The organism is Pyrodictium brockii (assembly GCF_055379715.1).
Genome location: NZ_AP042401.1, coordinates 16,053 through 41,636, shown reverse-complemented (window position 1 = coordinate 41,636; position 25,584 = coordinate 16,053). Strand labels below are relative to the sequence as shown.

The 25,584-nt window shown below is 60.5% G+C and carries 25 protein-coding genes, 4 tRNA genes and 1 pseudogene; 8 read left to right on the top strand and 22 right to left on the bottom strand.

Annotation, left to right across the window (positions count from 1 at the left end):
* The gene (pdxS, locus tag ACZ42Y_RS00285; RefSeq protein ID WP_464735500.1) at positions 1 to 1,059 is read right to left on the bottom strand and encodes a pyridoxal 5'-phosphate synthase lyase subunit PdxS; all 1,059 of its coding nucleotides are present in this window, start codon (positions 1,057 to 1,059) and stop codon (positions 1 to 3) included.
* Positions 1,060 to 1,233: 174 nt separating this feature from the next.
* Here pdxS and ACZ42Y_RS00280 point away from each other — a divergent pair, with 174 nt between their 5' ends.
* A complete protein-coding gene (locus tag ACZ42Y_RS00280; protein WP_464735499.1) occupies positions 1,234 to 1,581 on the top strand; it encodes a hypothetical protein in 348 nt (115 codons plus the stop codon).
* A gap of 36 nt (positions 1,582 to 1,617) precedes the next feature.
* Positions 1,618 to 2,592: a BadF/BadG/BcrA/BcrD ATPase family protein gene (locus ACZ42Y_RS00275; RefSeq protein ID WP_464735498.1), complete on the top strand. Its 975-nt coding sequence runs from the start codon at positions 1,618 to 1,620 to the stop codon at positions 2,590 to 2,592.
* A 170-nt stretch (positions 2,593 to 2,762) separates the two neighbouring features.
* Here ACZ42Y_RS00275 and ACZ42Y_RS00270 read toward each other — a convergent pair.
* The 6 genes and pseudogenes from ACZ42Y_RS00270 to ACZ42Y_RS00245 all read right to left on the bottom strand — a co-directional run.
* Positions 2,763 to 3,454: pseudogene (locus tag ACZ42Y_RS00270) on the bottom strand (enoyl-CoA hydratase/isomerase family protein); the annotation flags it as partial.
* Positions 3,433 to 3,987, bottom strand: coding sequence for a hypothetical protein (locus ACZ42Y_RS00265; protein ID WP_058370318.1), 555 nt, complete (start codon positions 3,985 to 3,987; stop codon positions 3,433 to 3,435). The gene ACZ42Y_RS00265 and the pseudogene ACZ42Y_RS00270, both read right to left, overlap by 22 nt.
* A 674-nt stretch (positions 3,988 to 4,661) precedes the next feature.
* Positions 4,662 to 4,749 (bottom strand) — tRNA-Ser (locus ACZ42Y_RS00260).
* A 131-nt stretch (positions 4,750 to 4,880) separates the two neighbouring features.
* Positions 4,881 to 5,189, bottom strand: coding sequence for a 30S ribosomal protein S10 (rpsJ, locus tag ACZ42Y_RS00255; protein WP_058370319.1), 309 nt, complete (start codon positions 5,187 to 5,189; stop codon positions 4,881 to 4,883).
* A 184-nt stretch (positions 5,190 to 5,373) separates the two neighbouring features.
* The gene (gene tuf / locus ACZ42Y_RS00250; protein ID WP_058370320.1) at positions 5,374 to 6,693 is read right to left on the bottom strand and encodes a translation elongation factor EF-1 subunit alpha; all 1,320 of its coding nucleotides are present in this window, start codon (positions 6,691 to 6,693) and stop codon (positions 5,374 to 5,376) included.
* A 104-nt stretch (positions 6,694 to 6,797) separates the two neighbouring features.
* On the bottom strand, positions 6,798 to 7,370 hold the full coding sequence (locus ACZ42Y_RS00245; protein WP_058371345.1) for a 30S ribosomal protein S7: 573 nt from the start codon (positions 7,368 to 7,370) through the stop codon (positions 6,798 to 6,800).
* A 209-nt stretch (positions 7,371 to 7,579) separates the two neighbouring features.
* Between ACZ42Y_RS00245 and ACZ42Y_RS00240 the strand changes: the two genes are divergently transcribed.
* Positions 7,580 to 8,080, top strand: coding sequence for a bifunctional nuclease family protein (locus ACZ42Y_RS00240; RefSeq protein WP_058370321.1), 501 nt, complete (start codon positions 7,580 to 7,582; stop codon positions 8,078 to 8,080).
* Positions 8,081 to 8,191: 111 nt separating this feature from the next.
* Here the strand turns inward: ACZ42Y_RS00240 and ACZ42Y_RS00235 are convergent, their stop codons facing one another.
* The 9 genes from ACZ42Y_RS00235 to ACZ42Y_RS00195 all read right to left on the bottom strand — a co-directional run bounded on the left by ACZ42Y_RS00235 (position 8,192) and on the right by ACZ42Y_RS00195 (position 17,689).
* The gene (locus tag ACZ42Y_RS00235) at positions 8,192 to 8,635 is read right to left on the bottom strand and encodes a 30S ribosomal protein S12 (RefSeq protein ID WP_058370322.1); all 444 of its coding nucleotides are present in this window, start codon (positions 8,633 to 8,635) and stop codon (positions 8,192 to 8,194) included.
* A gap of 55 nt (positions 8,636 to 8,690) precedes the next feature.
* On the bottom strand, positions 8,691 to 9,122 hold the full coding sequence (locus ACZ42Y_RS00230) for a NusA-like transcription termination signal-binding factor (RefSeq protein WP_058370323.1): 432 nt from the start codon (positions 9,120 to 9,122) through the stop codon (positions 8,691 to 8,693).
* A gap of 25 nt (positions 9,123 to 9,147) precedes the next feature.
* Positions 9,148 to 9,480, bottom strand: a complete 333-nt coding sequence (locus tag ACZ42Y_RS00225) for a 50S ribosomal protein L30e (protein WP_058371346.1) — start codon at positions 9,478 to 9,480, stop codon at positions 9,148 to 9,150.
* A 2-nt stretch (positions 9,481 to 9,482) separates the two neighbouring features.
* Positions 9,483 to 10,751 (bottom strand): DNA-directed RNA polymerase subunit A'', encoded by a 1,269-nt coding sequence (gene rpoA2, locus ACZ42Y_RS00220; protein ID WP_058370324.1) that lies wholly within the window; start codon positions 10,749 to 10,751, stop codon positions 9,483 to 9,485.
* A gap of 3 nt (positions 10,752 to 10,754) precedes the next feature.
* Positions 10,755 to 13,400 (bottom strand): DNA-directed RNA polymerase subunit A', encoded by a 2,646-nt coding sequence (gene rpoA1 / locus ACZ42Y_RS00215; protein ID WP_058370325.1) that lies wholly within the window; start codon positions 13,398 to 13,400, stop codon positions 10,755 to 10,757.
* A 2-nt stretch (positions 13,401 to 13,402) separates the two neighbouring features.
* Positions 13,403 to 16,783: a DNA-directed RNA polymerase subunit B gene (locus ACZ42Y_RS00210; protein ID WP_058370326.1), complete on the bottom strand. Its 3,381-nt coding sequence runs from the start codon at positions 16,781 to 16,783 to the stop codon at positions 13,403 to 13,405.
* Positions 16,784 to 16,924: 141 nt separating this feature from the next.
* Positions 16,925 to 17,173: a DNA-directed RNA polymerase subunit H gene (locus ACZ42Y_RS00205; protein ID WP_058370327.1), complete on the bottom strand. Its 249-nt coding sequence runs from the start codon at positions 17,171 to 17,173 to the stop codon at positions 16,925 to 16,927.
* A gap of 63 nt (positions 17,174 to 17,236) precedes the next feature.
* Entirely contained in the window at positions 17,237 to 17,425 is a 189-nt protein-coding gene (locus ACZ42Y_RS00200; RefSeq protein ID WP_058370328.1) for a 50S ribosomal protein L37e, read from the bottom strand.
* 36 nt (positions 17,426 to 17,461) lie between these two features.
* Positions 17,462 to 17,689 (bottom strand): LSM domain-containing protein, encoded by a 228-nt coding sequence (locus ACZ42Y_RS00195; RefSeq protein ID WP_058370329.1) that lies wholly within the window; start codon positions 17,687 to 17,689, stop codon positions 17,462 to 17,464.
* An 88-nt stretch (positions 17,690 to 17,777) separates the two neighbouring features.
* On the opposite strand from ACZ42Y_RS00195, the gene ACZ42Y_RS00190 reads away from it, so the two are divergent.
* On the top strand, positions 17,778 to 18,263 hold the full coding sequence (locus tag ACZ42Y_RS00190) for a DUF1947 domain-containing protein (RefSeq protein WP_058370330.1): 486 nt from the start codon (positions 17,778 to 17,780) through the stop codon (positions 18,261 to 18,263).
* Here ACZ42Y_RS00190 and ACZ42Y_RS00185 read toward each other — a convergent pair.
* Both ACZ42Y_RS00185 and psmB (ACZ42Y_RS00180) read right to left on the bottom strand, forming a co-directional pair.
* Positions 18,260 to 20,233: a beta-CASP ribonuclease aCPSF1 gene (locus tag ACZ42Y_RS00185; RefSeq protein WP_168371352.1), complete on the bottom strand. Its 1,974-nt coding sequence runs from the start codon at positions 20,231 to 20,233 to the stop codon at positions 18,260 to 18,262. The two genes, ACZ42Y_RS00190 and ACZ42Y_RS00185, sit on opposite strands and share 4 nt — an antisense overlap.
* Positions 20,234 to 20,554: 321 nt before the next feature.
* Positions 20,555 to 21,220, bottom strand: coding sequence for an archaeal proteasome endopeptidase complex subunit beta (gene psmB, locus ACZ42Y_RS00180; protein WP_338052268.1), 666 nt, complete (start codon positions 21,218 to 21,220; stop codon positions 20,555 to 20,557).
* Between the two features lie 100 nt (positions 21,221 to 21,320).
* Between psmB (ACZ42Y_RS00180) and ACZ42Y_RS00175 the strand changes: the two genes are divergently transcribed.
* Positions 21,321 to 22,370 carry an NAD(P)-dependent glycerol-1-phosphate dehydrogenase gene (locus ACZ42Y_RS00175; protein ID WP_464735497.1) on the top strand — a complete coding sequence of 350 codons (1,050 nt, stop codon included), beginning with the start codon at positions 21,321 to 21,323 and terminating at the stop codon, positions 22,368 to 22,370.
* On the opposite strand, the gene ACZ42Y_RS00170 is transcribed toward ACZ42Y_RS00175, so the two are convergent.
* Together ACZ42Y_RS00170 and psmB (ACZ42Y_RS00165) are read right to left on the bottom strand one after the other, a co-directional pair.
* Positions 22,367 to 23,122, bottom strand: coding sequence for an endonuclease V (locus ACZ42Y_RS00170; protein ID WP_058370333.1), 756 nt, complete (start codon positions 23,120 to 23,122; stop codon positions 22,367 to 22,369). The genes ACZ42Y_RS00175 and ACZ42Y_RS00170 overlap by 4 nt on opposite strands.
* A 25-nt stretch (positions 23,123 to 23,147) precedes the next feature.
* Positions 23,148 to 23,762 (bottom strand): archaeal proteasome endopeptidase complex subunit beta, encoded by a 615-nt coding sequence (gene psmB / locus ACZ42Y_RS00165; protein ID WP_058370334.1) that lies wholly within the window; start codon positions 23,760 to 23,762, stop codon positions 23,148 to 23,150.
* Positions 23,763 to 23,940: 178 nt separating this feature from the next.
* Here psmB (ACZ42Y_RS00165) and ACZ42Y_RS00160 point away from each other — a divergent pair, with 178 nt between their 5' ends.
* Complete coding sequence (locus ACZ42Y_RS00160; RefSeq protein WP_058370335.1) at positions 23,941 to 24,507, top strand: TFIIB-type zinc ribbon-containing protein; 567 nt, start codon at positions 23,941 to 23,943, stop codon at positions 24,505 to 24,507.
* A gap of 10 nt (positions 24,508 to 24,517) precedes the next feature.
* On the opposite strand, the gene ACZ42Y_RS00155 is transcribed toward ACZ42Y_RS00160, so the two are convergent.
* Together ACZ42Y_RS00155 and ACZ42Y_RS00150 are read right to left on the bottom strand one after the other, a co-directional pair.
* Positions 24,518 to 24,634: transfer RNA gene (locus tag ACZ42Y_RS00155), tRNA-Pro, on the bottom strand.
* A 97-nt stretch (positions 24,635 to 24,731) separates the two neighbouring features.
* Positions 24,732 to 24,807, bottom strand: a tRNA-Gln gene (locus ACZ42Y_RS00150).
* A gap of 169 nt (positions 24,808 to 24,976) precedes the next feature.
* Here ACZ42Y_RS00150 and ACZ42Y_RS00145 point away from each other — a divergent pair.
* On the top strand, positions 24,977 to 25,396 hold the full coding sequence (locus tag ACZ42Y_RS00145) for a hypothetical protein (protein ID WP_058370336.1): 420 nt from the start codon (positions 24,977 to 24,979) through the stop codon (positions 25,394 to 25,396).
* Between the two features lie 52 nt (positions 25,397 to 25,448).
* Positions 25,449 to 25,572: transfer RNA gene (locus tag ACZ42Y_RS00140), tRNA-Met, on the top strand.
* Positions 25,573 to 25,584: the final 12 nt, after the last annotated feature.

Here is a 25,584-nt window from a genome sequence, read left to right as displayed (position 1 = left end):
CTACTCTCCCCTCACCTGGAGCAGCTCCTCGGGCTTGAGCCTGCGTATATCTATCCCCATCATGCTCTTCTGCTCGCTGATCATAGCCTGTGCCTCGGCGACTGTCTCCGGGTCGTGCCACATGCTGGTGGCCAGGACTATGGCCTCGGCCCTCTCCCTGGGGTCCTTGCTCTTGAATATGCCGGAGCCCACGAAGACGCCGTCGGCGCCCAGCCACATCATGAGCGCGGCGTCGGCGGGGGTGGCTATTCCGCCGGCGGCGAAGTTCACTACCGGGAGGCGGCCGAGCCGGGCGGTGAGGTCTACCAGCTGGTGGGGGACCCCGTACTCGCGGGCCGCCCTGAGCCTCTCCTCCGGGGTCATGCTCCTCAGCTTCATTATCTCCCCGACTATTATCTTCATGTGCCTCACCGCCTCGGCCACGTTGCCGGTGCCCGCCTCGCCCTTGGTGCGTATCATCGCCGCGCCCTCGGTTATCCTGCGGAGGGCCTCGCCGAGGTTGCGGGCGCCGTTGACGAAGGGCACCTTGAAGAGCCACTTGTTGATGTGGTGCTTCTCGTCAACCGGCGTGAGCACCTCACTCTCATCTATCATGTCGACGCCTATGCTCTCGAGCACCGCGGCCTCGTAGTAGTGACCTATACGCACCTTAGCCATCACTGGTATGGTTATCGTGTCCATCACCTGCTGTATAACCCTTACATCAGCCATTCTCGCTACGCCGCCCTGGCGACGGATGTCGTAGGGCAGCTTGTCGAGCACCATGACGGAGGCTGCGCCCGCCTCCTCCGCTATCCCGGCCTGCTCGGTGTTGGTGACGTCCATGCAGACGCCGCCCTTCTGGTACACGGGGAACCCGTACTTGACACGGAGCGTGCCGCGGGCCGGCACCTCTATGTAGTCGGGGAGCCTCTCGGGCCCATAGTTGAGCCAGAAGCCCTCCTCCCTCAGCCTGTCAGCCGCCTCGGCGAGCCTGTAGAAGAAGTCCACTATGGTCTCGAAGCCGACCTCGTAGAGGCGGGCCCGCTCCACGACGGGGTGGTAGGGCGGGAGCACCATAGCTGCCAGCCGGAGGTTTGCTCCAGGCAGTCGGGGCTGGATAAACTTAACTCCACGCCAGCGTGGCAGAGGCCGTGCATGGCCGCGGGGAGCGGTGTGGCTAGCTTTATCTAGAAGGGTTCTCCGGATCCGTTTCGGGTTCGGAGAAGGCTGCCTAGGGGCGGTGTGCCGGGGATGACGCTGGATACCGTGGATAAAGTGCTTACAGGCCTGATAGTGCTTCTTATGATAGGCTATGCCGGGATCAACCTCGTGGCTCCTCTGCCCAGGTTCCTCGTGGGGGAGAACATTGTTCTAGCAGTGGCCTGCGCCGCTGGTCTAGCCTGGCTGCTTAGGGGCTCGCGGGCCACCTACCCCTACCTCGTGGCCCTCGCCGGGTTCAACGCGGGGAGGGTGTCCAGGAGCGTGGTGGAGCCCACGGGGGCGCCGGGCAGGCTCGCCGCCCAGCACGTGCCGCTCCTCCTAGTAGTGCTGCTCGTGGCTCTCCTAGCGCTCTACCAGGATCTCCGTAAGAGGCAGTAGGGGGCCGCGTCCCCCGGGAGCCCCTGGTGGGAGGGTGTGCTCGTAGCCGGCGTGGACGCAGGCGCCACACGCACCAGGGCCCTCGTCTACGACACGGGCAGCGGCGGTGTTTGGGCCGGGAGCGCCGGGCCCGGGAACCCGGTGAACATTGGGGCTGCCTCCGCGGGCGCGGCGGTGAGGGAGGCTGTGGAGGCCGCGCTCCGAGGCACGGGGCACCGGGCCAGCAGGGTCTCCCTGGTGGTCGCCGGGTTCGCGGGGCTCGACAGCAGGCTGCTGGCGGGGCAGCTAGCCGGGCTCATAGCCTCTGCGAGCGGCTACGGGGACAGGCTGGTGGTTGAGCACGACGCCCATATAGCGCTCGTGCACGCCACGGGCGGCGGGCCCGGGGCACTGGTGATAGCTGGGACGGGGAGCATAGCCTACGCCCTCACCCCCCGGGGCGAGAGGATAATAGTCGGGGACCATGGCTGGCTCCTCGGCGACGAGGGCAGCGGCTTCTGGGTGGCCAGGGAGGCGCTCCGCGCGCTCCTCCGGGCTCTAGACGGCCGCGGGGAGCACAGCTGCCTCACCAGGGTGCTCGCGTCTACCCTGGGCGTGACCAGTGGGGACGAGCTGGCCTACTGGTTCTACCTCACCCGGGGAAGGGTGGATAAGATAGCCTCGCTCGCGCCACGCGTGGCGGAGGCGGCCGAGGAGGGCTGCATGGAGGCTCGCAGCATCCTCGAGAGGGGCGCCGTGGAGCTGGCGGAGGCGGCCCGGGTCGCGGCGGAGAAGGCCGGGGCGGAGATCGTATACACCACCGGCTCTATGTTCAAGAGTAGGGTGTTCGCCGAAAGGTTCCGGAGGGAGCTCGAGACCCACGGGATAGGGGTGAGCGGCAAAAGGGTCTACCCCGTGGTCGGGGCTCTCATGCTGGCGCTGGAGAGGCTTGGCCTGAGGCGGGAGAGGGACGCGGTAGCCGAAGACCCCGTGGTGCTGGAGGCCGCCAGAAGCCTCTACGAACAACAGTAGGAGGGCAGATAGCCGCGCGGGCCCAGCTCCGCCCCGGGGAGAGGTGCTCAGGAACGGCTGCACTGGTCATAAGCTTCTGGGGAAAGGCTGCGCGGGCAAGACAGCCAAGGCTGGCAAGAATACTCAAAGAGGGGGCTGCATTGAGGCCTGCTGAGGAGGGAGGGGAAAGGCTAGCGGCCCTTGAACCTCGGCTTCCTCTTCTCCAGGAATGCCGTCACACCCTCTACTACGTCCTCTGTGCTGAAGAGTAGGCCGAAGAGGCTGCTCTCCAGCGCCATGCCGGCCCATATGCTGGTCTCCATGCCTATTTGAACCGCGTACTTGGCCGTCATGAGCGCCAGCGGCGGCTTTTCCGCGAGCTTCAGTGCAAGCTGGCGGGCCTCATGCTCCAGCTTCTCGGGGGCACAACCCGGTCGACCAGCCCCATCCTGGCGGCCTCGCCGGCGGGCACCATGTCGCCGGTGTAGATCAGCTCCTTGGTGCGGCTCCTGCCTATCAGCCTGGGGAGCCGCTGGGTGCCGCCGGCGCCGGGTATGAATCCCAGGTTTATCTCGGGCTGGCCGAGCATAGCTGTCTCGCTGGCTATCCTGAAGTCGGCTGCCATGGCGAGTTCTAGGCCGCCGCCCAGGGTGTAGCCGTTTAGCGCTGCTATGATGGGCTTCGTATAGTACTCTATCTTGAAGAGGACCTCCTGGAACTTCCTAGAGTACATCATAGCCTTGACCGGCGAGATGCCCGCGAACGCCGTGATGTCAGCCCCTGCGCTGAAGGCGCGGCCGCTGCCAGTCAATACGACCACCCTTACCCTGTCATCCTCCTCCAGCTCGTCCAGCGCCTCGCTCAGCTCCCGCAGCATCTCGGGGAGAGGGGCTTGCCCGTCGCCACCGCGGGGCAGGCGTTGTGGCAGCGGGCGCACTGAGTGCAGGCGTCGTAGTCCATCCTCTGCTTCCAGGTAGTGTCGGACAGCTTCACCACGCCTATGGTGCCGCCCTCCTCGACCCTCTTCTCCGCGTCCGGGACCGGCCTAAACGCGGCGGGATGGTCGAGCCTGGAGTAGAGGGTGTTGAAAAGCCCGCTCACCACTATATGGGCCAGCTTGGTCCCCGGCAGGGCGGCTAGCATTAGAGCCGTTAGGGCCAGGTGCACCACTCTGGTCAGCGTGTAGAGCTCCAGGAAGCCGCCGGGTGCCAGGCGCTCCAGCAGCGGGGCCAGCAGGCGCCCGGAGAAGTCCCACCAGGGTATACCCTGGCGCATATGCGCAACCGCCGTCCCGGCATCGAGAACCATGCCGGTAACCACTATGAGCGCAAGCCAGAGAAGCACCAGATGGTCCTCGAGGCCCGTGGGCAGCCCCGGGGTTAGGCCTAGCAGACGGCGCAGCCAGGCAGCAACCACACCGGCTCAGGAGCAGGACGCCGCCGAGATTCACTAGCACCCTGAACACTGTGAATACCGGGCCGCTGGGGTACCGGGTCCCAGGCGGGCCGGCGAGATAGACCAGACCGGCCAGGAGCAGGAGGACGCCGCCCAAGTATATCAGCAGGTGTATCCCGCCACCCAGGGGCTGCCGGAGCACGCGCGACTGGAGCAGCCCCACGGCAGCCAGCCTGCGCAGCCTCTCCCCGAGACGGTCCCAGGGGAGCCGCTGCCCGCCGCGAGTCCACCGGGCTAGGTAACAGTAGAGCCCGTAGAGGAAAACCAGTAGGCTGCCCAGGACTACAATGCCGCGGAAAAGGTTGTACTCAGTTCCCTGCACCACCGGGTAGCGGAAGGGCCCGCCGGGGGTAACGTGGCAGGCCAGGCACCGGCCGCGCACCTCCCCCACAGTGGCTGCGGCAGCACCGAGGGGCCAAGACGCCAGGAGGGCCAGGGCTGGCAGCAGCCCATGCCGCACAAAGGTGCACCGGGTACAAGAGAGCCTTCAGGGCAGAGGCGGCGTTAAAAACACAACATGGCGTTCTCAGCCCCGGGGGAGGCGCCTGGCACGCACCAGGGTGATAGGGCCTCCCTAGAGCCCGGCGGAGCGCAGGCCGCCAGAGGCCGCGGGAGGATCCATTGTTCCGAGGGTGTGGCGCCGGGGGCGGGATTTGAACCCGCGCGGCCTGCGCGGCCACCGGCTCTCAAGGCCGGCCCCTTAGACCGCTCGGGCACCCCGGCGCCCAGGATGTGTATGAGCCCCTGTGCCCATGTAGAAGGGTCGGGAAGGCCCGGGGCTATTATTGGGTTAGCCCTGCGGGCTGAGGGGAGGAAACCCTGGGTCTGGAGGACCGGCTTGGAGGGGAAACAACCTAGCGGAGGCGTATCTCGATATAGACGTCCTCGGGGACGCGAACCCTCATTATCTGCCTCATAACCTTCTCATCCGCATCGAGTATCACTAGGCGCTTATGTATACGCAGCTCCCACTTGTCCCACTTCTTGGAGCCCTCGCCATGGGGCAGCCGGAGGGTCGGGACTATCAGCCTCTTCGTAGGCAGCGGTATAGGGCCGCGGATGCGGACCCCCGACTTCTGCGCAATCTTCTTGATCTGGTCTGTAACCATGTTTAGGTTCTCCACGTTAGTGCTCCAGAGCTTTATCTCGGCACGCTGCACCATAGCCTAGTGCCCCCTGGAGCTAGGCCTCGCTCTACACCGGTTTAAAGGGCTTACACGCCGGGGGCCGCCGGAGGGCAGGCCATACCCGCTAAGAGGACCAGCCAAGGGAGGCAAGGACAAGAGAGGACGCGTGGGCGGAGAGGGTTGCTGGGCTGTAGGAGGGGCTTAAAAACATGGCAGCTCCTTACTTCTTCTTTATCTCCACCTTGGCCGGCTTGACGTCGATCACTACGCCTATGCCGACAGTCTTACCCATATCCCTCATAGCGAAGCGGCCGAGCTGCGGGAATTCGCTGTACTTCTCAATCACCATAGGCTTGATAGGCTTGAACTTCACTATGGCGGCATCGCCCATCTTTAGGAACTGCGGGTTCTTCTCAACCACCTGGCCGGTCCTCGGGTCGAGCTTAGCCTGTATCTCCACTATCCTAGCAGCCACGCTGGCGGTGTGAGCATGTATCACCGGGCTGTAGCCGACGGTGATGGCGCTGGGATGCCATATCACGAATATCCTGGCGGTGAACTCCTCGGCGACGGTGGGCGGGTTGTCGGGGTGGCCCGCAACGTCGCCGCGCCTTATATCCTTCTTGGAGACGCCACGGACGTTGAAGCCTATGTTGTCGCCGGGCTCAGCCTGCTGTATGGGCTGGTGGTGCATCTCTATGCTGCGGACCTCGCCGACTACACCAGGCGGCATGAAGACTACCTTGTCGCCGACCTTCAGTACGCCGGTCTCGACGCGGCCGACAGGCACTGTGCCGACGCCAGGTATGGTGTAGACGTTCTGTATGGGTATCCTCAGGGGCTTGTCAATGGGCTTCTTGGGGGGCTGTATGTAGTTGTCGAGGGCCTCCACCAGGGTGGGGCCGTTGTACCAGGGCATGTTGGGACTGCGCTCTATCAGGTTCTCGCCGGTCCAGGCTGATACCGGTATGAAGGGTATCTGGTCCACCTTGTAGCCGAGGCCCTTCATGAACTTCTTGAGGACTGCTACTATCTGCTCGTACCTCTCCTTGCTGTAGTTTACATCGGGGGCATCCATCTTGTTAACGGCCACTATTATCTGGTCAATACCCATAGTCTTGGCGAGTATTAGGTGCTCGCGGGTCTGACCCTCAGCGCTCATACCGGCCTCGAACTCACCCTTCCTGGCAGACACGACTAGGATGGCGGCGTCGGCCTGGCTAGCACCAGTGATCATGTTCTTGATGAAGTCTCTGTGGCCAGGAGCATCAATGATGGTGAAGTAGTACTTCTTTGTCTCGAACTTCACGAAGCTGAGGTCTATAGTTACACCGCGCTCACGCTCCTCCTTGAGCCTGTCCATAAGCCAGGCAAACTTGAACGACTCCTTACCCTTCTTCTTAGCCTCCTCCTCCAGGGTCCTGAGGGTCTTCTCGTCGACGAAGCCTAGACGGAATAGCAGGTGGCCTACCAGGGTGCTCTTACCGTGGTCTACGTGGCCGATTACTACCAGGTTTATGTGGGGCTTCTGCTGGCTCATGGCCCTTCCCCCAGCACCTTCTCCTTTTCTTGCCGAGGGGCAGCTTCCGGGAAACGCTCTTATAAAGGTTTAGTGAAGAATGCTTAGTGGAGTACTCCGAGATGCTACCTGGAGCTTAGCGCTATCCTCTCAATCTCCTCCTTCCTGCGTATGGCGTAGCTCTTGGGGTCGTTGTTGGCTGCCGCTATTATCTCGTCGGCTAGGCATTCCTCTATAGGCTTGGGGTTGTTGAAGGCGCAAGACCTGGCTCCCTCGGTTAGGTGCTTCAATGCCACGTCCACACGGTGCTGGGGCGCCACGTCGACCGCTACGAAGTAGGTTATACCACCGTACATTATTCTTGTCACGTCCTCGCGGGGCGCCGAGTTCTCTATAGCGCGTACGAGTACCTGGATGGGGTTCTCGCCGGTGCGGAGGTATATGATCTCGAAGGCCTGCTTCACTATGTTGTAGGCTAGGTGCTTCTTACCCATATTGCGGCCGGGGCGCATTAGCTTGTTGATTAGCCTCTCAACTATAGGTACCTCGGACTTGCCGAAGCGGCGGTATTCGTGCCTGCCACCGGTATGCGGTAGCCAGACAGGCTTCAGGCTTATATAGCGTTTGAGCCCTGGGTCCCTAATCTCTATGCCCTCGAAGCCCCACTTCCCGAACAGCTTGATCCTGGCAGGATCCATGCCAGCCTTGAAAGACTTTTCCTGCTCGGCTACAGCCACAGCACCACCCGTGTAGAGGGCAGCCCAGCCGGCCCCCGGGTAAATTTAGGCTTGCAGCACACCGTCCTCTAGAGGGGGAGCATGCCCCAATGGCCTCTAGACCCGGGCACCGTGTAGAAGAGTAATAGAGCCTTGAAGCCCTGCACCAGGAGTCTCGGGGTTGAGCCGGAATGCCCCCACCCCGCTCCAGCGACGTCCTCCTCGAGGCCCGCAGCGTAACCGCCATGGTTATGCCGAACCCGCCACACATACCAGTAATAGTGCTGGAGCTCGAGGATGGCAGAGAGTTCACGCTCTACAACGTGCCCTTCGAGATAGTGCAGGCGCTCAACAGGCTGGAGGAGAACAGCGCTCCAATGCAGGAGAGAAGAGAGACAGTCTTCGACGTCCTCGCCGACCTCCGCTCGCTGATAGAGGAGCTGGGAAGACACCTCGAACAAGTGGTTATAGACGAGATAGACTACAGCACCTTCCTCTACACGGCCAAGGCCAGCTTCAACCTAGGAGGCCTCTACATGATACGGAGAATGGTGCCCAGTCACGCGATCTTCCTGGCAAGGCTATTCAAGAAACCCATCTACGTATCCAAGAGGCTCGTAGACGAGCAGGAGATGTATGAGAGGTCATCTAGCGAGGAAGGGGGAGAGGAGGACGAGGATGTAGAGCCTTAGACCCTCGAGGACCCTGCCCTCGGTTTCTTCCCAGCCGGGGAGTAAGCCCTCAGGGCGTAGCCTAAAACGCCGCTGAATGCAGTGAGGCTGAGGCAAGGAGGCGTGTGGGGGTCAGCGCTGCGGCTTCTGCTTGCGGCCCTCGAGTATAGCCTTCAGCGAGACCCCGTTGACGGTGACAACCTTGTAGCGTACACCCGGGATATCGCCCATGGAGCGGCCGCGGGGGCCGCCGATACCCTCTATCAGCACCTCGTCGTGCTCGTCCACTACTAGTAGCCCGCCGTCACCGGGCACGAAGGCTGTGACGACGCGGCCGTTCTTGACGAGCTGCACGCGGACGCACTTACGCACGGCGGAGTTCGGTTGGCGCGCCTCGACACCGACCTTCTCAAGCACTATCCCACGGGCCATAGGGGCGCCCTCGAGGGGGTCGTACTTCCTCTTAAGGCCCAGCATGCGTATCTTGAACTCGCGCTCGCTCCAGCGGAACTTGAGCCTCTTGCGCCTGAGCTTCCGCGCCGCGAACAGCCCGTTGGGGGACTTCTTGCCGGTCATGGTCCTGCACCCTCCCGTCTAGCCCCGGTGCTGGAAGCCAGGCTGGGGCGAGGGGTTATCTTATCTTTATCTCGTCTATGTCGAAGTACCGCTTCAGCACTATGCGGGCTACCGAGACCTTGCGGCCTCCCTTCCCTATCGCGCGGCCCTTATCGTTGGGGTCCACGGTGACGTAGAGTATCTTCCTCCCGTTGCGCTGCACCACCCTGACGCCTAGTATACGTGCGGGGGCGAAGAGGTTCTTCACCATGGCTTCTAGGTCGTCGGCGTACTCTACAACCTCTATCTCCTTGCCTAGGAGCTTACGCAGCCTATTGATGTTAGAGCCGCGCCTGCCGATAGCCTTGCCCGCGTCTCCGGGCCTAACCAGGAAGATCACGCGGTTGTTCTCGTTATCCACTATGCAGTCGCGTGCTATCGCTCCGGTGAGGTCCTGGAGGAGCGCCATGTAGCGCATCTCTTCAGCCGTCAGCTTTATATCCACCAAGGCCGACTACAGCACCTCCGCCCGCCTACTTCTCCTGCTTACCCTGGGCAGCCTCTATGAGGTCCAGTATACGGGAGCTGCCGGAGTCGAGGACTGCCAGGCTAGCTACCGTAAATGGCTTACCGCAGACGGCTCCGAGCTCTACACTCGTGCCCGGGTAGACGTAGACCGGTATACCGCCGAGCCTCGCGTAGTAGATAATATCGTTCCTTATCTCCGGCGGGGCGTTGGAGGCCACGATAACCGCCTTGGCCTTGCCGGTCTTAACGTAGCGCAGCGTCTTCCTCGAGCCTATCACAACCCTACCCGTCTTGAGCGCGTTTACAAGCTCCCTCTCTATATCCGTGACCTGGACCATGCTCACTGGGAGCCACCCCGCTGCTCGATCCTAGCCTGAGCCATGGCCTTTGCGAGCTGGGAGAGGTTCATACGTACCTCTACCATCCCGGTACCGACCCGTATCACGCCACCCACTATAACGCTCTCGGTCACCCCTAGGAGCTTGTCCACCTCACCCCTCGTAGCGGCGGCGAAGAGGTTCTGTGTAGTCATCTCGAACGCGGCCCTGGCCAGCGGGCTGGGCTTCTCGCCGCTCACACCGTGGCGGCCTATCTGCCTAACCCTCCCAGTCATGGTCATTATGTCCGCCACCAGCATTATGTGGCGTATATCCACGTCTAAGCCCTGCTCGTCCAGCACGTCCTTCATCTCCTTTATCAGCATTGCCCTGGCAGCTTCGATGCCGAGAACCTCCTCTATTTCGTGTATGTTGTTAGTGTACACCCTCCGTGGATCCACCCCGGGGACCTCAAGCACCTCCTTGAGGTTGCTGCCCTCGGTCACAAGGAAGTACTCCGTCCTGCCTTCCTCGTTGGTCATAGACTGTATTATCACACGCCTTATCTTCTTAATACCCTTGATCTTCGCATTGAGAACCTTCTCCCGCTTCTTCTGCAGGTCTATGAGGCTAAAGCCCTCGCTAGGCTCGAGCTGTATGTAGAACACCATGGGGTTCGAGGGATCCTGGTCCACCTTGCCCAGCTTCAGCCTCTCCAGGGTCTTCTTAACCTGGTCCACAGTGACGCCCTTGTCCTCGAGCATCACTGGGTCCAGGCGGAGGACTATGCGCAGGTTGGCCAGGTCTATGTCTATCTCCGAGGCCACGTTGACTATCCTGGTGTACTCTATCCTCCGCGCCACCTCCTTGGCCTTGTTCTCGTCGTAGCGGTGCTCCTCGTCGAGGTAGATGTACATTATGGGGGTGGAGGGCTCGCGGCGCGCGTCGACAAGCTCGATAAAACGTGGGAGGCCCAGGGTTACGTTGAACTCGCGGATGCCCGCGTAGTGGAAGGTACGTAGCGTCATCTGGGTGCCGGGCTCGCCTATGGACTGGGCCGCCACCGTGCCCACGGGCTCGCCCGGCTCCACCATGCTATACTCGTACTCGTCCAGCACATAGCGGATTATCTTCTCAGCCTCCTCCACCGTGAGGCCGTGCTTCTCGACGGTTTCGCGCAGCTTCCCCTCAAGCTCCTCGTATATGCGCTTGGGCAGCTTCTTGCGGGCCTCGGCCAGGTAGCCCTCTATGCGGGGCTTAAACTCCTCCCAGGAGTATATGAGGCCGTCCATGGCTTACACCCTCCAGCCTATCACACGCTCTATCTCCCGGTCTATATCCACGGCCTTCCCGTGCGCGCTCTTCATCGGGTCCACCCCGTCTTCGCCATACACGAGCTGCACGACCTCTCCCTGCGGAGTCCTAACCGTGCCATCATACTCCACGCGCAGGTCCTGCAGCGCGTTGACCAGCCTTCTCTGCATGTAGCCGCTCTGCGAGGTGCGCACAGCAGTGTCAACTAGGCCCTCGCGGCCACCAGCTGCGTGGAAGAACACCTCCAGCGGCGAGAGGCCGTCATAGAAGCTGGAGTAGACGAAGCCCCTCGCCGCCGGCCCCAGGTCGCCGGGCTTAAAGTGCGGCAGGAACCTGCCACGGTAGCCGCGGTGTATGCGCTCGCCACGCACCGACTGCTGGCCCAGCAGGGCGGCCATCTGGGTGATGTTCAGCTCGTTGCCCCTGGCGCCGGTACGAGCCATTATGTATACGTTGTTGAATGGGTCTAGGTAGTCTACCACCACGTCCTCTACCTTCTTACGGGCGTCGGACAGCACGTCAAGTATGCGCAGCTCCAGCGACTCCTCGAGAGTGCGGCCGGGCACGGGCTCTAGCTTGCCCTGCTTGTATATCTCGATCAGCTCGTATACCTTCTTCTCGGCCTCGCGGAGTATCTCGCGGATCTTCTCCTTGGCCTCCTTGGGCAGCGCCACGTCGTCGACTGTCATCGTGAAGCCTCTCTTCTCTATGAACCTTATGAACATCTTGAACATGTTGTCGTACACGTAGCGGGCATAGTCGGTACCATACTCCTTGATAAGCCAGTGCATCATATTCTTGGGCTGTTCTGCTCCAATAGCCTTCTTATCGAGCACACCGGTGAGCAGCTCACCCTCCTTAATGGTTATGAACGAGTCGTTCCAGCACCACTCGTCCTCGCAGAGGAAGATGCCGGCAGCCACGCGCGCCTTGCTGCGGAAGTTGAAGTCCTTGGGCAGGAACAGGCTCACCAGCTGCTTGCCGGTCCACCTCTTCTTTGGGGAGAGTATCGCCGGCTCTGGTATCTCACCGCGGTAGCCGGCGGCCGAGAGCAGGTCTACCACGTCCTCCTGGCTGAGGAGCGTCGCCTTGCTCGTGAGCAGATAGGCGCCGCTAATGTAGTCCTGCAGGCCGCCTATTATCGGGCCGCCGTAGCGCGGGGATAGTATGTGGTACTGCACCAGCATCAGCTCGCGGGCCTCCGCCTGCGCCTCCTCGGTGCGCGGCACGTGGAGGTTCATCTCGTCGCCGTCGAAGTCGGCGTTGTAGGGTGGGCATACTAGCAGGTTGATGCGGAAGGTCTTGCCCGGTAGAACCTTCACTACATGAGCCATTATGGACATGCGGTGGAGGCTAGGCTGCCGGTTGAAGAGCACTATATCGCCGTCCTTGAGGTGCCTCTCCACATACCAGCCGGGCTCAAGCATCTCTGCTATACGCTTCCTATCAGCGTAGCGCAGGTCTATCTTCCTGCCGTCCTTGGTTATCACGTAGTTGGCGCCGGGCCAGCGGTCAGGCCCGTTGAGCACGTAGCGGCGCATCTCCTCCAGGTTCCAGGGGGTCACCGGCACCCTCACGGTCAGGGTCTTCGCTATAGCTTCGGGCACGCCGACCTCGTTGATGCTGATGTTCGGGTCGGGGGAGATCACAGTGCGGGCGGAGTAGTCGACACGCTTGCCGCTGAGGTTGCCGCGGAACCTGCCCTCCTTGCCCTTGAGCCTCTGGGCCAGGCCCTTCAACGGCCTACCGCCACGGTGCCTGGCCACTGGTATGCGGGGCAGCTCGTTATCTATGTAGGTGGCCACGTGGTACTGGAGGAGAAGCCAGTGCTCATCTATCAGCGCCTGGGGCGCACCACTCTCCAGCAGCTCCCGGAGCCTCTCGTTGGTACGCACTATGTCCGCGAGCTTGTGGGTGAGGTCGTCCTCAGCCCTTATACCGGTCTCCAGCACTATTGAGGGCCTCACATGTATCGGCGGCACCGGGAGCACCGTGAGGACCATCCACTCCGGCCTAGCCTCCTGCGGGTCCAGGCCCAGGAGCCTCGCGTCATCATTGGATATCCTCTCGAGCCGTGTCCTCACCTCCAGCGGGTTCAGCTGTACACGGCCCTCCGGGCGCTCCTCGTAGAAGCTGTAGGGCTTCTCAAGGACTATCTTGTACTGGCGCTCGCCGCAGTGGGGGCACTCGGTGACCTTGGCGGCCTTCTTCTTAACAACGGTGACGAGGAGCTGCGCCAGCAGGGGCCAGCGCTGCTCCAGCCTCTCGAGCAGGCGGAGGTAGCGCTGCAGCTCGTTCTCCGGGAGCAGGAGGCGGCCGCAGCGCCTACATGTGGCGCGGAGGGCATCATAGATGTAGCGGACAAACCCGACGTGGATGACTGGCCGGGCTAGCTCTATGTGGCCGAAGTGGCCGGGGCAGTGTTTCGCGTCATTGCCGCAGGTGAGGCAGATCTGCCCCGGGGCTATGGCGCCTAGCCTCGGGTCCATAAGGCCGCCCTGTATCGGGCGGCCGTCCTCGTCGTAGAGATCGCTGGTGACTATGGCTGTTACTGACATCCGGCGTATCTCGTCGGGGGATAGTATGCCGAACTTTATCTCCTTGATTATCTTCTCCTCGACTACCATGGTTACTCACCCTGCGGCTTCCACTCGTGCTTAGGGGCGAGCCGGAGCCTGGGCATCACACACATGCTCATAAGCTCCTGGAGGAGTAGCTTGAACGCGTAGGGGACAACAACCGCGGATATCTTGCCCTTGTCGCCGTGTATCGGGCAGATGTACTTCCTCTTGTTCCGGTCGAACCAGGCTATGTGGCCACACTTCTCGCAGACGTACATCACGTACTTGTCGCTGCTCTCCAGCATACGCTCGCGAAGCAGCATAGCCGCTCCATGGCCGATAAGGCAGTCGCGCTCCATCTCGCCGAACCTCAAGCCGCCCTCACGGGCACGGCCCTCGGTGGGCTGGCGGGTGAGCACCTGCACCGGCCCCCTGGCGCGGGCGTGCATCTTATCCGCTACCATGTGGTGCAGCTTCTGGTAGTACACGATGCCCACCAGTATCGGGTTCCGGAGCAGCTCACCAGTGCGGCCATCATACATTAGCTCGGTGCCGTCGGGGGCATAGCCGGCCTTCAGCAGCTCTATCCTAAGGTTCTCTATAGGCTCCTTGGCGAAGGGCGTCCCGTCCACGAACCTGCCGTATATGGCCGCGTACTTGCCCGCTATGGCCTCGAAGAGCTGGCCGAGGGTCATACGCGAGGGGAACGCGTGGGGGTTGATTATTAGATCCGGCGTTATACCATCCTCCGTGAACGGCATATCGTACTGGGGTATGAGCATGCCTATGACTCCCTTCTGGCCATGGCGGGAGGCGAACTTGTCGCCCAGCTCAGGTATGCGCTGATCGCGGACACGCACCTTGACTAGCCGGGAGCCCTCGATGTTCTCAGTTAGTATCACCGTGTCGACATAGCCCTTCTCGCCGTGCCTCATGGTCACCGAGGTGTCGCGGCGCCTCACTGAGACCGTGCCGAACTCGCGGTACTCCTCCATGAACCTCGGCGGACTGGTTTTGCCTATAAGCACCTCCCCGCCGGCAACCTCCACCTCGGGGCTTATGATGCCGTCAGCATCTAGCTTGCGGTACATCTCCGGAGGCTTTGAGCCCTCTACACTTGTGTCGGGCTTCTCTATCCTGTCGCTCAAGCCGCCCGCGTAGCGGCGCTCCTCAGTGGCGTATAGCCGGAAGAAGGTGGAGCGGGCTAGGCCGCGCTCTATCGAGGACTTATTCATTATGATGGCGTCCTCTATGTTGTAGCCGGTGAACGACATGACAGCAACTATCATGTTCTGGCCGGCGGGGCGGTCGTTAAAGCCCATCACGTCAAGTGTGCGGGTCTGCACCAGAGGCTTCTCCGGGTAGTGGAGCAGGTGGGCACGCGTATCGACACGTATCTGGAAGTTGGCAGCATAGAGGCCCAGAGCCTGCTTGGCCATAGCCGCCTGGTAGGTGTTACGCGGCGACTGGTTGTGCTCCGCGTAGGGTATGACGCTGGCGGTCACACCCATGATGGCAGCAGGCCATATCTCCATGTGGGTGTGCTCGGGGGTGAGATCCTCCGGGTTCAGGGCTATGTAGGTGTTCTCCTCCTCCTCCGCGTCCAGCATCTCCACCACGCCGTGGCGGAGGAGGTCGGTGAATCTCCACTCTCCCCTACGCAGCTTCTCGGCGTGCTCGGGGCTGTAGACGAGCCTACCCTTCTCCGCTACGAAGACTGGGCGGAGTATCCTGCCGGGATCGGTGTTTATATAGACCTCGTTGATGTACTTGGTCTTGTAGAGCGACACGTTCACATCGGGCGGGAGCTTGCCGCTGCGCCGCAGGCTCCGGATCTCCCTAGCCAGGGCCTCGCCGTCGGGATGGTAGCCTATCAACCTACCATTGAGGAACACCTTGCTCCACTGCTGCAGCTCCGGCGGGTAGTAGCCGGCCTTACGCACCTCGTTAAACAGCGTAACCGCGTCCTGGACGCCTAGCTCGAAGAGCAGCCTCTCTACCTCCTTCTCGTCGGCGCCAGGCGAGACGTACGCCATTAGCGCGAGGTTCTTGACAAGGCCACAGTTGGGGCCCTCAGGGGTCTCGAAGGGGCATATTCTGCCCCACTGGGTGCCGTGCACATCACGGGCCTCGAAGTGGGGCTGGCTGCGGCTGAGCTGGGATACTACGCGGCGGAGGTGGCTGAGCATCGAGAGCCAGTTGGTGCGGTCCAGTATCTGGCTTACGCCGGTCCTCTGCCCGGGCCAGTTGCCGGTGGCGAGAGCCTCCCGCAGCCTATTGGTTATAATATCGGAGCGTATGATCATCCTGACTGTCGCGTGCCTGCCGCGGGCACGGAGCTTTTCCAGCTGCTGCCTAATATCGTAGGCAAGGGCTCTCATGGCTATACGGAACACCATAGCTATGAGGTCGCCGGCTAGGAGGATACGCTTGTTGGCATAGTGGTCTTTATCGTCCTCCTCGCGGCGGCCCAGCACATACTCTAGGAGCTTAGCGGCCATCTGGCCCAGGAAGAGGGCCTTCCGCAGCCGGTCCTCCGGCCGGGTACCGATGTGGGGCAGGAGTATGTGGTCAAGCGCCCTCTCGGCCACGCGTATACGCTGGTCCCTAGGCTTGCCTATACCCTCGCGGAACCTGCTACCCACGAAGTCTAGCGCGTCCTCCACCGTGTTTATCGCGCGCGCCTGCTCAAGGGAGGGGATAAGCGTCTGCTGTATCTGCGGGTCAGGGCTAACTGCCAGCACTATATCGCGGTCGCTCTCGAGCCCGAGGGCACGCATCACTATAGCGAAGGGTATCTTGCTTAGCGCACGGCTCATGGATATGTGAAGCGTGCCGTCCTTATGCATATCAAGTATTAGCTGGTACCTCGCACCTGCATAGGAGGAGATCACCTTAGCGGTGTAAACGGCGCTTCCCGTGCCGGCCCTGGCCTTACCAACCAGTATCCTGTTGAGCGCCTGATCCTCCTGCATAACCACTACACGTTCCGAGCCATTGATTATGAAGTAGCCGCCAGGGTCGCGCGGGTCCTCGCCAGCCTCTACGAGTATGCGCTCACACTCCTCCCTGGGCCTGCCCTCGTAGAAGCAGCGGGCCAGCGGATCCGCCTTGGAGCGGAGCATTATGGGGAGGAAGCCTAGTATAACGTCCTCCGGCTCCCTCTCTATCCCGTTCTCTACTATCACCACCTTGGCCTTTATCGGGGCCGCGTAGGTGAGGTCGCGTATACGGCACTCCATCGGGGTGACTGGGTGTTCGCTGCCGTCACTCTCTATGACCATTGGCTCGCCTAGCTCCACGTCCACTATACGTACCTCGTACTCCCTCCTCGGTGTAGATATAACGCCAAATTCCTTAACTATTTCCTTCAGCTCCTTCTCTACGAACCTGTTGTAGGAGTCTATATGCTGCTTCACGAGCCCGAACTCGTCTATAAAGGATTTCATTACAAGCCATCTATCCTCAGCACTGGGAAATGTCTGCTGAGCCAGAACACATCACCCCCACCACACGGCATGAGAGCGGGCAGGGATGGAGACGCGCAGAGGGTGAAGTGAAGGCCTAAGCATGACAATGCACCGGAAGGCCTAGTAGCCTACAACATAGCGGTACACAACCACCTCTCCCGAGGTAGGGCTCTTCCTGTAAATCCTCACAATGTCACCGGGCTTAGCCCCTATAGCCCTGGCTACAGGGTCTGTGACACGAAGCCAAGGCAGCTGCTCCGGCCTCACACCCAGCTCACGCAGTATACGCGCCGCCTCCTCCGGGGGCACAATCTCATGCCGAGGTACCAGGTCATGCTCTAATATGTTAAACTTCTTCTGCCGTGCCACGAGCTACACCCCTCGAGGGGCTTGAGGCGGGCGAGGGGTCGATGGAGCCCCAACACCCGGCGGCTAGCGGAGACGGGTTCTGTTAACCTTCTTGTTCATCCAGGAGTAGCGGCGGAGCCTTCTGCTCCTACCGTAGCCGCAGGCGGCGCAGTAGCCCTTGGCGACGTTGTAGGAGTGGCGGCCGCAGCGGGGGCAGCGTATGTGGGTGTAATTCTTACTCATCTTGCCGAACGAGGGGGTGCCTTTACTCACTGCCATCACCCTTTTTAGCTGCAGGCTTCTAGGGCACTAGAACTGCGCCGGCGATATGAGCAGCACAGTGTCGCCGCGTATAACTATAGTGCCGAGCTTCCTAGTCCTACCATCCTCGTATATTTCCTCAGCATCCTCAAGCACTAGATTCAGGTGCTGGTCATAGCTCTTCAGCTTGCCCCTGACCTCGTTGGTGCCCTTAAGCTTCACTAGAACTATGCTACCTATGCTGTCGCCGAGCACGCGGTGCGTCGTCTCAGCCATAGTCCTGCCCACCCCGGAGCCCGAAGCAGGTCCAGGGGGCTTTATAGGGAATTCCCCTACATTCCACGCCACGCCGGTGGAGGATATCATGCGCAGATGGCAGCTCTCCAAGAAGGATAAGCGGCTGCTGCTGCAACGCCTCCGGGAGCTTTACCCTCGCTTCGACGTGTCCAGGTTCAGCAGTATAGAGATAGCGGTAGAAGACGGTATTAAGCTCTTCGTATTCGACGGGGTGCCCGCCTTCATAGAGGCCAGCAGGGTCCTGATTCCACACCTGCGGCTTCTCCTGCGCCATGGCTACCGGGACTGGCTACCCTACATAGTGGTCGATCAGGGCGCCGTTAAGCCTATCTCACGCGGCGCCGACTTGATGAGGCCCGGGATAGAGAGCATAGCCTCGGAGTTCGATAAGGACGCTATAGTGGTAATAGTGGAGCCTTCGAGGCTCCTGCCCCTTGCAGTGCACAGGGCGCTCTACAACAGCAGCGAAATAAAGGAGATGGAGAAGGGGCGCGTTACAGAGAGCCTCCACCATCTAGGGGACAGGTACTGGAAGCTGGCTGAAAACCTCTAGACCTGGCCCGCCACGTATAGGGAGTCGAGCACTGAGGGCGTGTAGATCCTCACGTCTGGCGGCAAGCCTAGCTTCCGGCTCCTCCTTCTTATAGTCTCTGCCAGAGAGCGTATAGCATTGGGCTCGCCATGGTTGAGTATGATGTTGCGGGGCTTCGGCCTCATATGCTCTAGGAAGTTGAGGAGCTGCTTCCTGTCAGAGTGGCCCGAGAAGCCCTCGATGGGCACCACCTCCATGTTGATCCTCACCAGCTCGAGCTTGCCATCCTCGCCAACCATCGCTATATTCCTCTCGCCATCAAGTATCCTTCTGCCGAGGGTGCCTTTAGCCTGGTAGCTGACGAACACCAGCGCGTTCCTCGGGTCACCCGCCAGCATGCGGAGATACTCCACCGAGGGACCTCCCTCAAGCATGCCCGACGGCGCTAGTATTACCGCGGGCTCGTTAGACTTAGCTATCTCCTCGCGCATCCGTTTATTCTCAATCTTTATTATATTATCATGATAAAATGGGTTCTCGTCACGGAGTATCCCAGCCCTCACACTGGGGGACAGCAGCTCTGGGTAGGTGAGATGTATCGCCGTAACCTCCCTAATGCTACCGTCAATATACACCTTGGTCTCCTTGGGCAGGCGGCTCTTCCTAAGCGCATCAGCCAGCACAAGTAGTATCTCCTGCGCACGGCCTACAGCCAGCACTGGTATGAGCACCTTCCCGCCGCGGGACACTGTCCGGCTTATGACCTCCAATAGCTCTGTCTCAGCCTTCTCCCTGGGAGGCTGGCCACGATCCCCATAAGTGCTCTCCATTATCAATGTCTCGACCCTCGGGAACACTGTGTTGGCCTTGTCCAGGAGCCTCGTCCTAGCATACTTCATGTCTCCGGTGTAGACTATGTTATGGAGCCCCTCACCTATGTGCAAATGGGCCATAGCCGAGCCGAGGATATGCCCTGCATTGTAGAAGGTGAGCTTAACATCGGGCGCTATGTCCGTGACCTCCCCGTACTCGAGCGGAATCGTGTGGAGAATCATCTTCTTGACCTCGTGCTGGGAATAAGGCGGCCGCTGCCCGTTTCTCTGCATTATATCCAGCAGGTCCAGCTGGAGAATCACCATGAGGTCTCTGGTGGGCTTGGTAGCGTAGACGGGGCCGCGGTACCCGTACTTGAAGAGGTAGGGGACCAGGCCTACATGGTCTAGATGGGCATGAGTCACGACTATGGCGTCGAGCTCCTCTGGCTTAAGCTGGTCCACGTCTATACGCGGGTACAGGTCATAGCCGCTGCCGCCAGGGTTTATACCCAGGTCGAGGAGGATGCGGCTCTCGCTAGTCTCGACAAGTATAGCGGAGCGGCCTACCTCCATGAAGCCGCCGAGGGCTGTTATCCTTACATACCTGTTCTCGAACACCACTCCTCGATGTATGCGTTCTCCGCTGCTCCGTAGGAAGCTTAGCCTATAACTGCTCTGCGAAAGCATGTAGTCTACAATCCTGTTTATTGTCTTCATGTCCCGCTCATCGACTGGAGGCACTCTTATGACATTCATTCTCCAGCCCGTCTCCGCCAGCACCTTGTTGTATATCGAGCGGCCCTTACCGTAGACCAGGCCAACCTTCCGAGCCTTGATTATAACCTCTCCAAGAACTTCATCAAACTTTATTTCCTGTATACCTGCCTCCTCCGGGACGAGCTGCTTAATCACCTCCTCAGTTTCTCTCTTACTCCTCCTTATTGAGGGATCTGTGCGCAGCACTATCCTCTTCTTCAGCTTCTTAGCTATACCCTTAGCTATATCGGGATGCTCAGCAAGCACCTTGGGGTTCTTTACATATATCGCTATCTCTGGCCCTTCGAACTCTATACGGGATATTTGGATATCCCTAGGCGCTAGCTGGGACATTATGGTTAACACTATGTTCTTTACCTCACTCCTCCTGTACAAGACCAGATGCACCCCATTAAGCATTAGGGAGGCCTGCACCAAAGCGCCTAGAGGCTTGCCGCAAATGCGTGCCGCAGAGAGCGACACCTCTCATGAAGGCTCCACACCGGGCACCGGCCAACGTGGCGACTAAGGCACGAGCCTAGGTAAACCCGGAGGGAAGACGGAGGGCGCTCTCCGCCCAAGACGACTACGAGGCGGCTTGACTGCGTAAAGCACGGCGCCATATGGTAAGCGAAAAGTGTCATTGACATGGTCCTTACAATATGGGCCGCACGGTAGAGGTGTCGCGGACCCCTCCTTTATAATCTTTTTGTGCATGCTGCTGCTTCGGCGCTAGAGCATTTATGCTCTCTCCAGTTTCAATGCCTCCTCAATAGTGTAGTGGTACTCCTGATAGAATCCTTTACCTATAGCCACGATGTCTATACCATTGCCGCTGAAGGCGTCCCTGCGGGTGGCCGACAGCACGGCGCGGCGCGCCAGGCTCACAGCGTCTTCAAGGCTCATATCCTCTCTATAACCGTCCTCTATAACACCTATCGCCGTGGGCGAGCCTGAGCCCGTGGCTACGTATCTCTCCTCTGTCATGCTGCCAAACCAGTCTATGTTATAGAGCCTGGGCCTGTCGTCGTAGCCCCCTAGGAGGAGCTGCACTATGTAGGGGTAGAGGCGGGACGAGTGGAGTATAGCTGCGAGGTACTGGGCTGCGGCGCTCACGCTCATCCTCTTGCCTGTGACCATTGAGTAGTAGTGGAGGTGGCTTGAGAGCCACTCTGCGAGCATCTGGGCATCGGCGACGAGCCCTGCGGTGGTCACGGCCATGTAGTCGGCTATCCTAATGATCTTGCGGGTCCGCTTATGAGCCACATAGTAGCCTGCTGTGGCTCTACGGTCAGCTGCTAGTACCACATAATCCCTTACTCGTAGCCCTACAGTGGTTGTGCCGTGCAGGCCCTTCTCCAGAGCCGCGGCTAGCCTCTCCTCGCCGGGTAGGCGGCGCTGCAGCAAAACTCCTCTACCATGCTAACAAGCGTGGGTGAAGACCGGGAGTTTAATACTATATCCGCGGATTGGCGGCTATAGCTTGCAGGCGGGGCCTGGAGGCGGGATGCTGCACTCCATAGAGCTGCCCTCGAGAATAATCATAGGGAGCAACGCGCTGAGGTCTCCGCGCGAGCTGGTAGAGGCGTTTGGCGCTAGGGGCGCCGCGGCCGTCGTCATCACGGGGCCGAACGTGTGGAGAAAGTATGGCGAGAGGCTCCGCTCGGTCCTCGAGGACGTTGTGGAGCTCGAGGCCCTGGAGGCTCGAGAACCTAGTGTAGACTACGCTGAGCGGCTGAGTAGCGAGGCTGCAGAGCGCTCGCCTAGGCTGGTCATAGGGTTTGGCGGGGGTAAGTCGGTGGACCTGGCTAAGTATGTTGCCCACAAGTTAGGGGTGCCGCTCATCAGTGTGCCTACGAGCCCGTCCCATGACGGGATTGCTTCACCATTCGCCTCGCTCCGGGGCCTCAATAAGCCCTTCTCGGTTCGAAGCGCGACGCCAGCAGCTATAGTCGCGGATATAGATATAATCGCGTCGGCCCCGCTACGGCTTATCAGGGCTGGCGCGGGAGACCTGGTGGCCAAGCTTACCGCGATAAGGGACTGGAGGCTCGCGCACCGGCTGAAGGGCGAGTACTACGGCGAGTACGCGGCTAAGCTGGCCCTTCTCTCGGCTAAGCATGTGATGGAGTACGCTGCTGAGATAGGTAGAGGGTCTAAGGAGGCTGTCCGTGTTCTGGTGGAGGGGCTTGTGAGTAGTGGTGTAGCTATGTGTATAGCCGGCTCTACGAGGCCTGCCAGTGGCTCCGAGCACCTCTTTAGCCATGCACTCGACCTGCTAGCGCCAGGCAGGGCGCTACACGGGGAACAGGTGGCGCTTGGAACAATAATGATGATGTATCTCCATGGCGGCGACTGGAGGCAGGTAAGGAAAACCCTTATGAAACTCGGGCTCCCCGTGAGGGCCCGCGATCTCGGCATAGACGATGAGACTGTGATAAAGGCTCTAACCATGGCCCACAAGCTTAGGCCAGAGAGGTACACAATACTCGGGGAGACTGGGCTAACCTGGGAGGCCGCCGAGAGGCTAGCGAGAGTAACGGGTGTGATAGACTAGCCGCCGGTGAAGTCCTCGATCCTCCTTAGGCCCTTCTTGAGCTGTCTAGGCGACACGGCGCCTTCGTCAAGCATTCTAGCCAGGCGTTTCGATATCTTATCCGCATAGTGGGTTGGGAGCGGGAGTTTTGTGCCGCGGAGGAGGCTGAGAACCACCTGGAGCGCCGAGCCAAGATCTATATAGGCGCCTGGGCTCACGTATATCGGGTTCCTCGTCCTCCTACTCGGAAGCACCACATAGGCCATACGCCGGCTCTCATCATCAACGAGGTAGCCTAGAACACAGGGGTGGCTGCTGCAGCTGCTAGGATCCTGCACGCGGATCTCGGAGCCGTGGAGCCTTTTCTTAGCGACACCCACTGTGGGCTTACCTATCGCCAGCCCTACATGTGTCGCTATGCCCGCCCTCCGGGGGTGAGAGATCCCGTGGCCATCTACGATTGCTAGGTCAAAGTCCTCTCTAAGGTGCTGGACGGCCGTGTAGAAGAGGGGGGCTTCACGGAAAGCGAGGAGGCCGGGGATGTATTCGAGCGCCGGCTCGCCCAGGGCCACGGAGTAGTCTAGCAGCCGTCCACTGGCCGTGTCGACGAGCGCTGCTACAGCAAGCCCGCCGTACCTCCTCGAATAAGCCGCGTCTAGCCCCACTGCTCTCCGTGGAGGCCTTGGTAGCGGTTGGAGGGTCTTCCAGACCCTGCTCGCTATCCTATACTGTATCTCCATGAGCCTTTCTATGCTCGGGTACGGGTTTCTCATGGATAGCCCCTACGGTGGGCCGGAGCTAGAGCCTTATGGACTCATCCTTGGACTCCACGCCTTTATCGGTCCGCTTTATCACGAGCAGGTCAATGCCATCGCCCGATATGGCGTCGCGCGCTATGGCGGCCTTTATAGCGTCTATGGCTAGCTGCCTGGCCGCGTCAGCGTCGAGGTCGCTGCGGTAATCCTTCTCGAGCACGCCTATAGCTACCGGGGCGCCCGAGCCTATAGCCGCATAGTCGTCCTCTATCAGCGAGCCCAGCGGGTCCATCACGTAGAGCCGGGGGGTGCCGTCCGGCTCTATGCCGCCTATCAGCGTCTCGGAGAGGAATGGGAAGTACTTGTTCGAGTATAGTATGTTTGCTAGGAGCTTGGCAGCCGCTCTAACGCTCATGCGTCTACCCACTACCAGGCTATGGTACTCAATCTCCGCTCTCAGCATCTTACTTATTGCCTGCATATCGGCGAACAGCCCCGCCAGGGCTATGCCTATATAATCGGTTATCTTGTAGACTTTCTTGCCCGACTTGCTTACTATGAAGCCTCCATAGCTTATACGCTTCTCCGCAGCGAGAACCACGTAGTCCTTGCCCCGTATGCCGACAGCAGTTGCGCCAGCGTAGTCCTGGTAACTCATGCTTCCCAGCACCCAGTGGACGGGAGCCACTACATGAGCTTAAATCGTATTCGCCGTCGCCGTGGCCCCCCTACAGCACTAGAATACTTTCGGTTTACCCGGTGCCATACGTGTACCAGAATCCTGCAACCATCTTATGGAGCCACCATCCGAAGGCCAAGCCGGGGTGCAGCCCTCATTGAGTAGCCGCGAGTACCAGAACTACTACACGGCAAGCACTACCAGGAGGTGCCCCCACTGCGGCTCCGAACAACTAGTCCTCGACCCCCAGCAGGGTATACTCGTCTGCCGCAGCTGCGGCGCCGTGATAGACGATACCGTATTCGACGCAACACCTCACAACGCAGCCCCTATCCAAGGGGGCGAGCCTGCTAGGCTAACGCAGACGGAGAGAAGCAGAGTTAGGCTAACAGTTCTACAAGTCTCCATTACACGCCGCTTATCAAGGATGCTCGACACGATAGATATCGGTGACCTACTAGACTACGCTAATACAAATACGGTTGAAATAATCGAGTTGTACAAGACCCCCTGCATCAAGAAGCTCTTGAAGTCCCTCCATAAGCCGGAGGAGAGGAAAGCCGCGCTGGAGGCAGCAGTGGCTCTGAGAAAGGGTGACTACCCCCTAGCCTCGATGCTCGCAAGCCAGTACAGGGTAGGCAGGAGGAAGATGAAGCTTATCATACGCAGAGTCATGGAGTGCCTAGGCATAGCGAGAGCCATGGAGGCTCTGGCTACAGCCTAGGCCGGAGAGGTGGTGGGGCCGCCGGGATTTGAACCCGGGACCACGGGGGATCCTGCCGTCCAGGGCCCTGCGCCTAGCCCTGGAGCGGTCCCAAGCCCCGCATCCTGCCAAGCTAGACGACGGCCCCGTCCGGCTGCCCCGGAGGCTGGGGCTCCAGGATCCAGGGGGTTAACTGCTCTCATGCCCCTATAGAGCGGGGAGGATGAGGCGGGAGGGCGGGTTAATGGTAGCCGGGCGGGGATTCGAACCCCGGTCACGGGGGCCAGAGCCCCGCATCCTTGACCGCTAGACGACCCGGCTACCCACCCTCGCAGCCATGTCAACCCCCAATGGCTCGCGGTTTTTAGCGTTACCGGGTATCACACGGGTATAAGCATTGACGAGATGCTGTGCCTTCACCCCTCGGGCGCCATGCTGGTCTAGTGGTTAAGCAGGTATCACGGGCAGAGATACACTCTGGGAGTCTTCCATGGCGCTGCAGGAGCTGAGGATAGTAGCGCCTCTGGCAACAATTCACTCGCTCTACTATATCGCGGGGCTCCTGGGCTGGCGGCATGGCTATAGCTTTAGGCTGACCCCTAGGGGGCCGTTTAGCAGAAGGCTCGAGGAGGACCTAGCGGCGGGCAGGGCTCCCAGGCCGCCGAGAAGCGTGGCAAGGAGGCTACGGCTGCTTGTGTCGAGGCTCTGCAGCGGCAGCGGGGACTACTGCGGGCAACGCATCGTTGTAGCGGCGCTGCTAGCGGCCTACTCAAGACTATATCCGCCACCCAGGAGCCCTGTAGACTACTACCTCCAGACACATCCCGGCGTGGATCCATCGGTTGTCAGGAGGGTTGCCTCAATCCTGGCCTCGCTAGGCATTATACAAGAGGCGGGGAAAGAATCATAACCCCCGATAGAGTGTCGAGGATTAAAGGGCATGGAGGGGAAGGCCGGGTAGTGCCGCCGTAGCTCAGCCTGGTTAGAGCGCCGGACTCATACGGGACGCCCCGGTCCACCGGAGTCGGCCGCGGGGGTCCCTGGGGGATCCGGCGGTCCCGGGTTCGAATCCCGGCGGCGGCACCACGCAGCATCCCC

Coding starts and splice junctions, on each gene's coding strand:
- pdxS (WP_464735500.1), bottom strand. CDS start 1,059: ATGGTGCTCCCGCCCTACCACCCCGTCGTGGAGCGGGCCCGCCTCTAC.
- ACZ42Y_RS00280 (WP_464735499.1), top strand. CDS start 1,234: ATGACGCTGGATACCGTGGATAAAGTGCTTACAGGCCTGATAGTGCTT.
- rpsJ (WP_058370319.1), bottom strand. CDS start 5,189: ATGGTGCAGCGTGCCGAGATAAAGCTCTGGAGCACTAACGTGGAGAAC.
- tuf (WP_058370320.1), bottom strand. CDS start 6,693: ATGAGCCAGCAGAAGCCCCACATAAACCTGGTAGTAATCGGCCACGTA.
- ACZ42Y_RS00245 (WP_058371345.1), bottom strand. CDS start 7,370: ATGGATCCTGCCAGGATCAAGCTGTTCGGGAAGTGGGGCTTCGAGGGC.
- ACZ42Y_RS00240 (WP_058370321.1), top strand. CDS start 7,580: ATGCCCCCACCCCGCTCCAGCGACGTCCTCCTCGAGGCCCGCAGCGTA.
- ACZ42Y_RS00235 (WP_058370322.1), bottom strand. CDS start 8,635: ATGACCGGCAAGAAGTCCCCCAACGGGCTGTTCGCGGCGCGGAAGCTC.
- ACZ42Y_RS00225 (WP_058371346.1), bottom strand. CDS start 9,480: ATGGTCCAGGTCACGGATATAGAGAGGGAGCTTGTAAACGCGCTCAAG.
- rpoA2 (WP_058370324.1), bottom strand. CDS start 10,751: ATGGACGGCCTCATATACTCCTGGGAGGAGTTTAAGCCCCGCATAGAG.
- rpoA1 (WP_058370325.1), bottom strand. CDS start 13,400: ATGGTAGTCGAGGAGAAGATAATCAAGGAGATAAAGTTCGGCATACTA.
- ACZ42Y_RS00210 (WP_058370326.1), bottom strand. CDS start 16,783: ATGAAATCCTTTATAGACGAGTTCGGGCTCGTGAAGCAGCATATAGAC.
- ACZ42Y_RS00195 (WP_058370329.1), bottom strand. CDS start 17,689: ATGGCTGAGACGACGCACCGCGTGCTCGGCGACAGCATAGGTAGCATA.
- ACZ42Y_RS00190 (WP_058370330.1), top strand. CDS start 17,778: ATGCGCAGATGGCAGCTCTCCAAGAAGGATAAGCGGCTGCTGCTGCAA.
- ACZ42Y_RS00185 (WP_168371352.1), bottom strand. CDS start 20,233: ATGCTTAATGGGGTGCATCTGGTCTTGTACAGGAGGAGTGAGGTAAAG.
- ACZ42Y_RS00175 (WP_464735497.1), top strand. CDS start 21,321: ATGCTGCACTCCATAGAGCTGCCCTCGAGAATAATCATAGGGAGCAAC.
- ACZ42Y_RS00170 (WP_058370333.1), bottom strand. CDS start 23,122: ATGAGAAACCCGTACCCGAGCATAGAAAGGCTCATGGAGATACAGTAT.
- psmB (WP_058370334.1), bottom strand. CDS start 23,762: ATGAGTTACCAGGACTACGCTGGCGCAACTGCTGTCGGCATACGGGGC.
- ACZ42Y_RS00145 (WP_058370336.1), top strand. CDS start 24,977: ATGGCGCTGCAGGAGCTGAGGATAGTAGCGCCTCTGGCAACAATTCAC.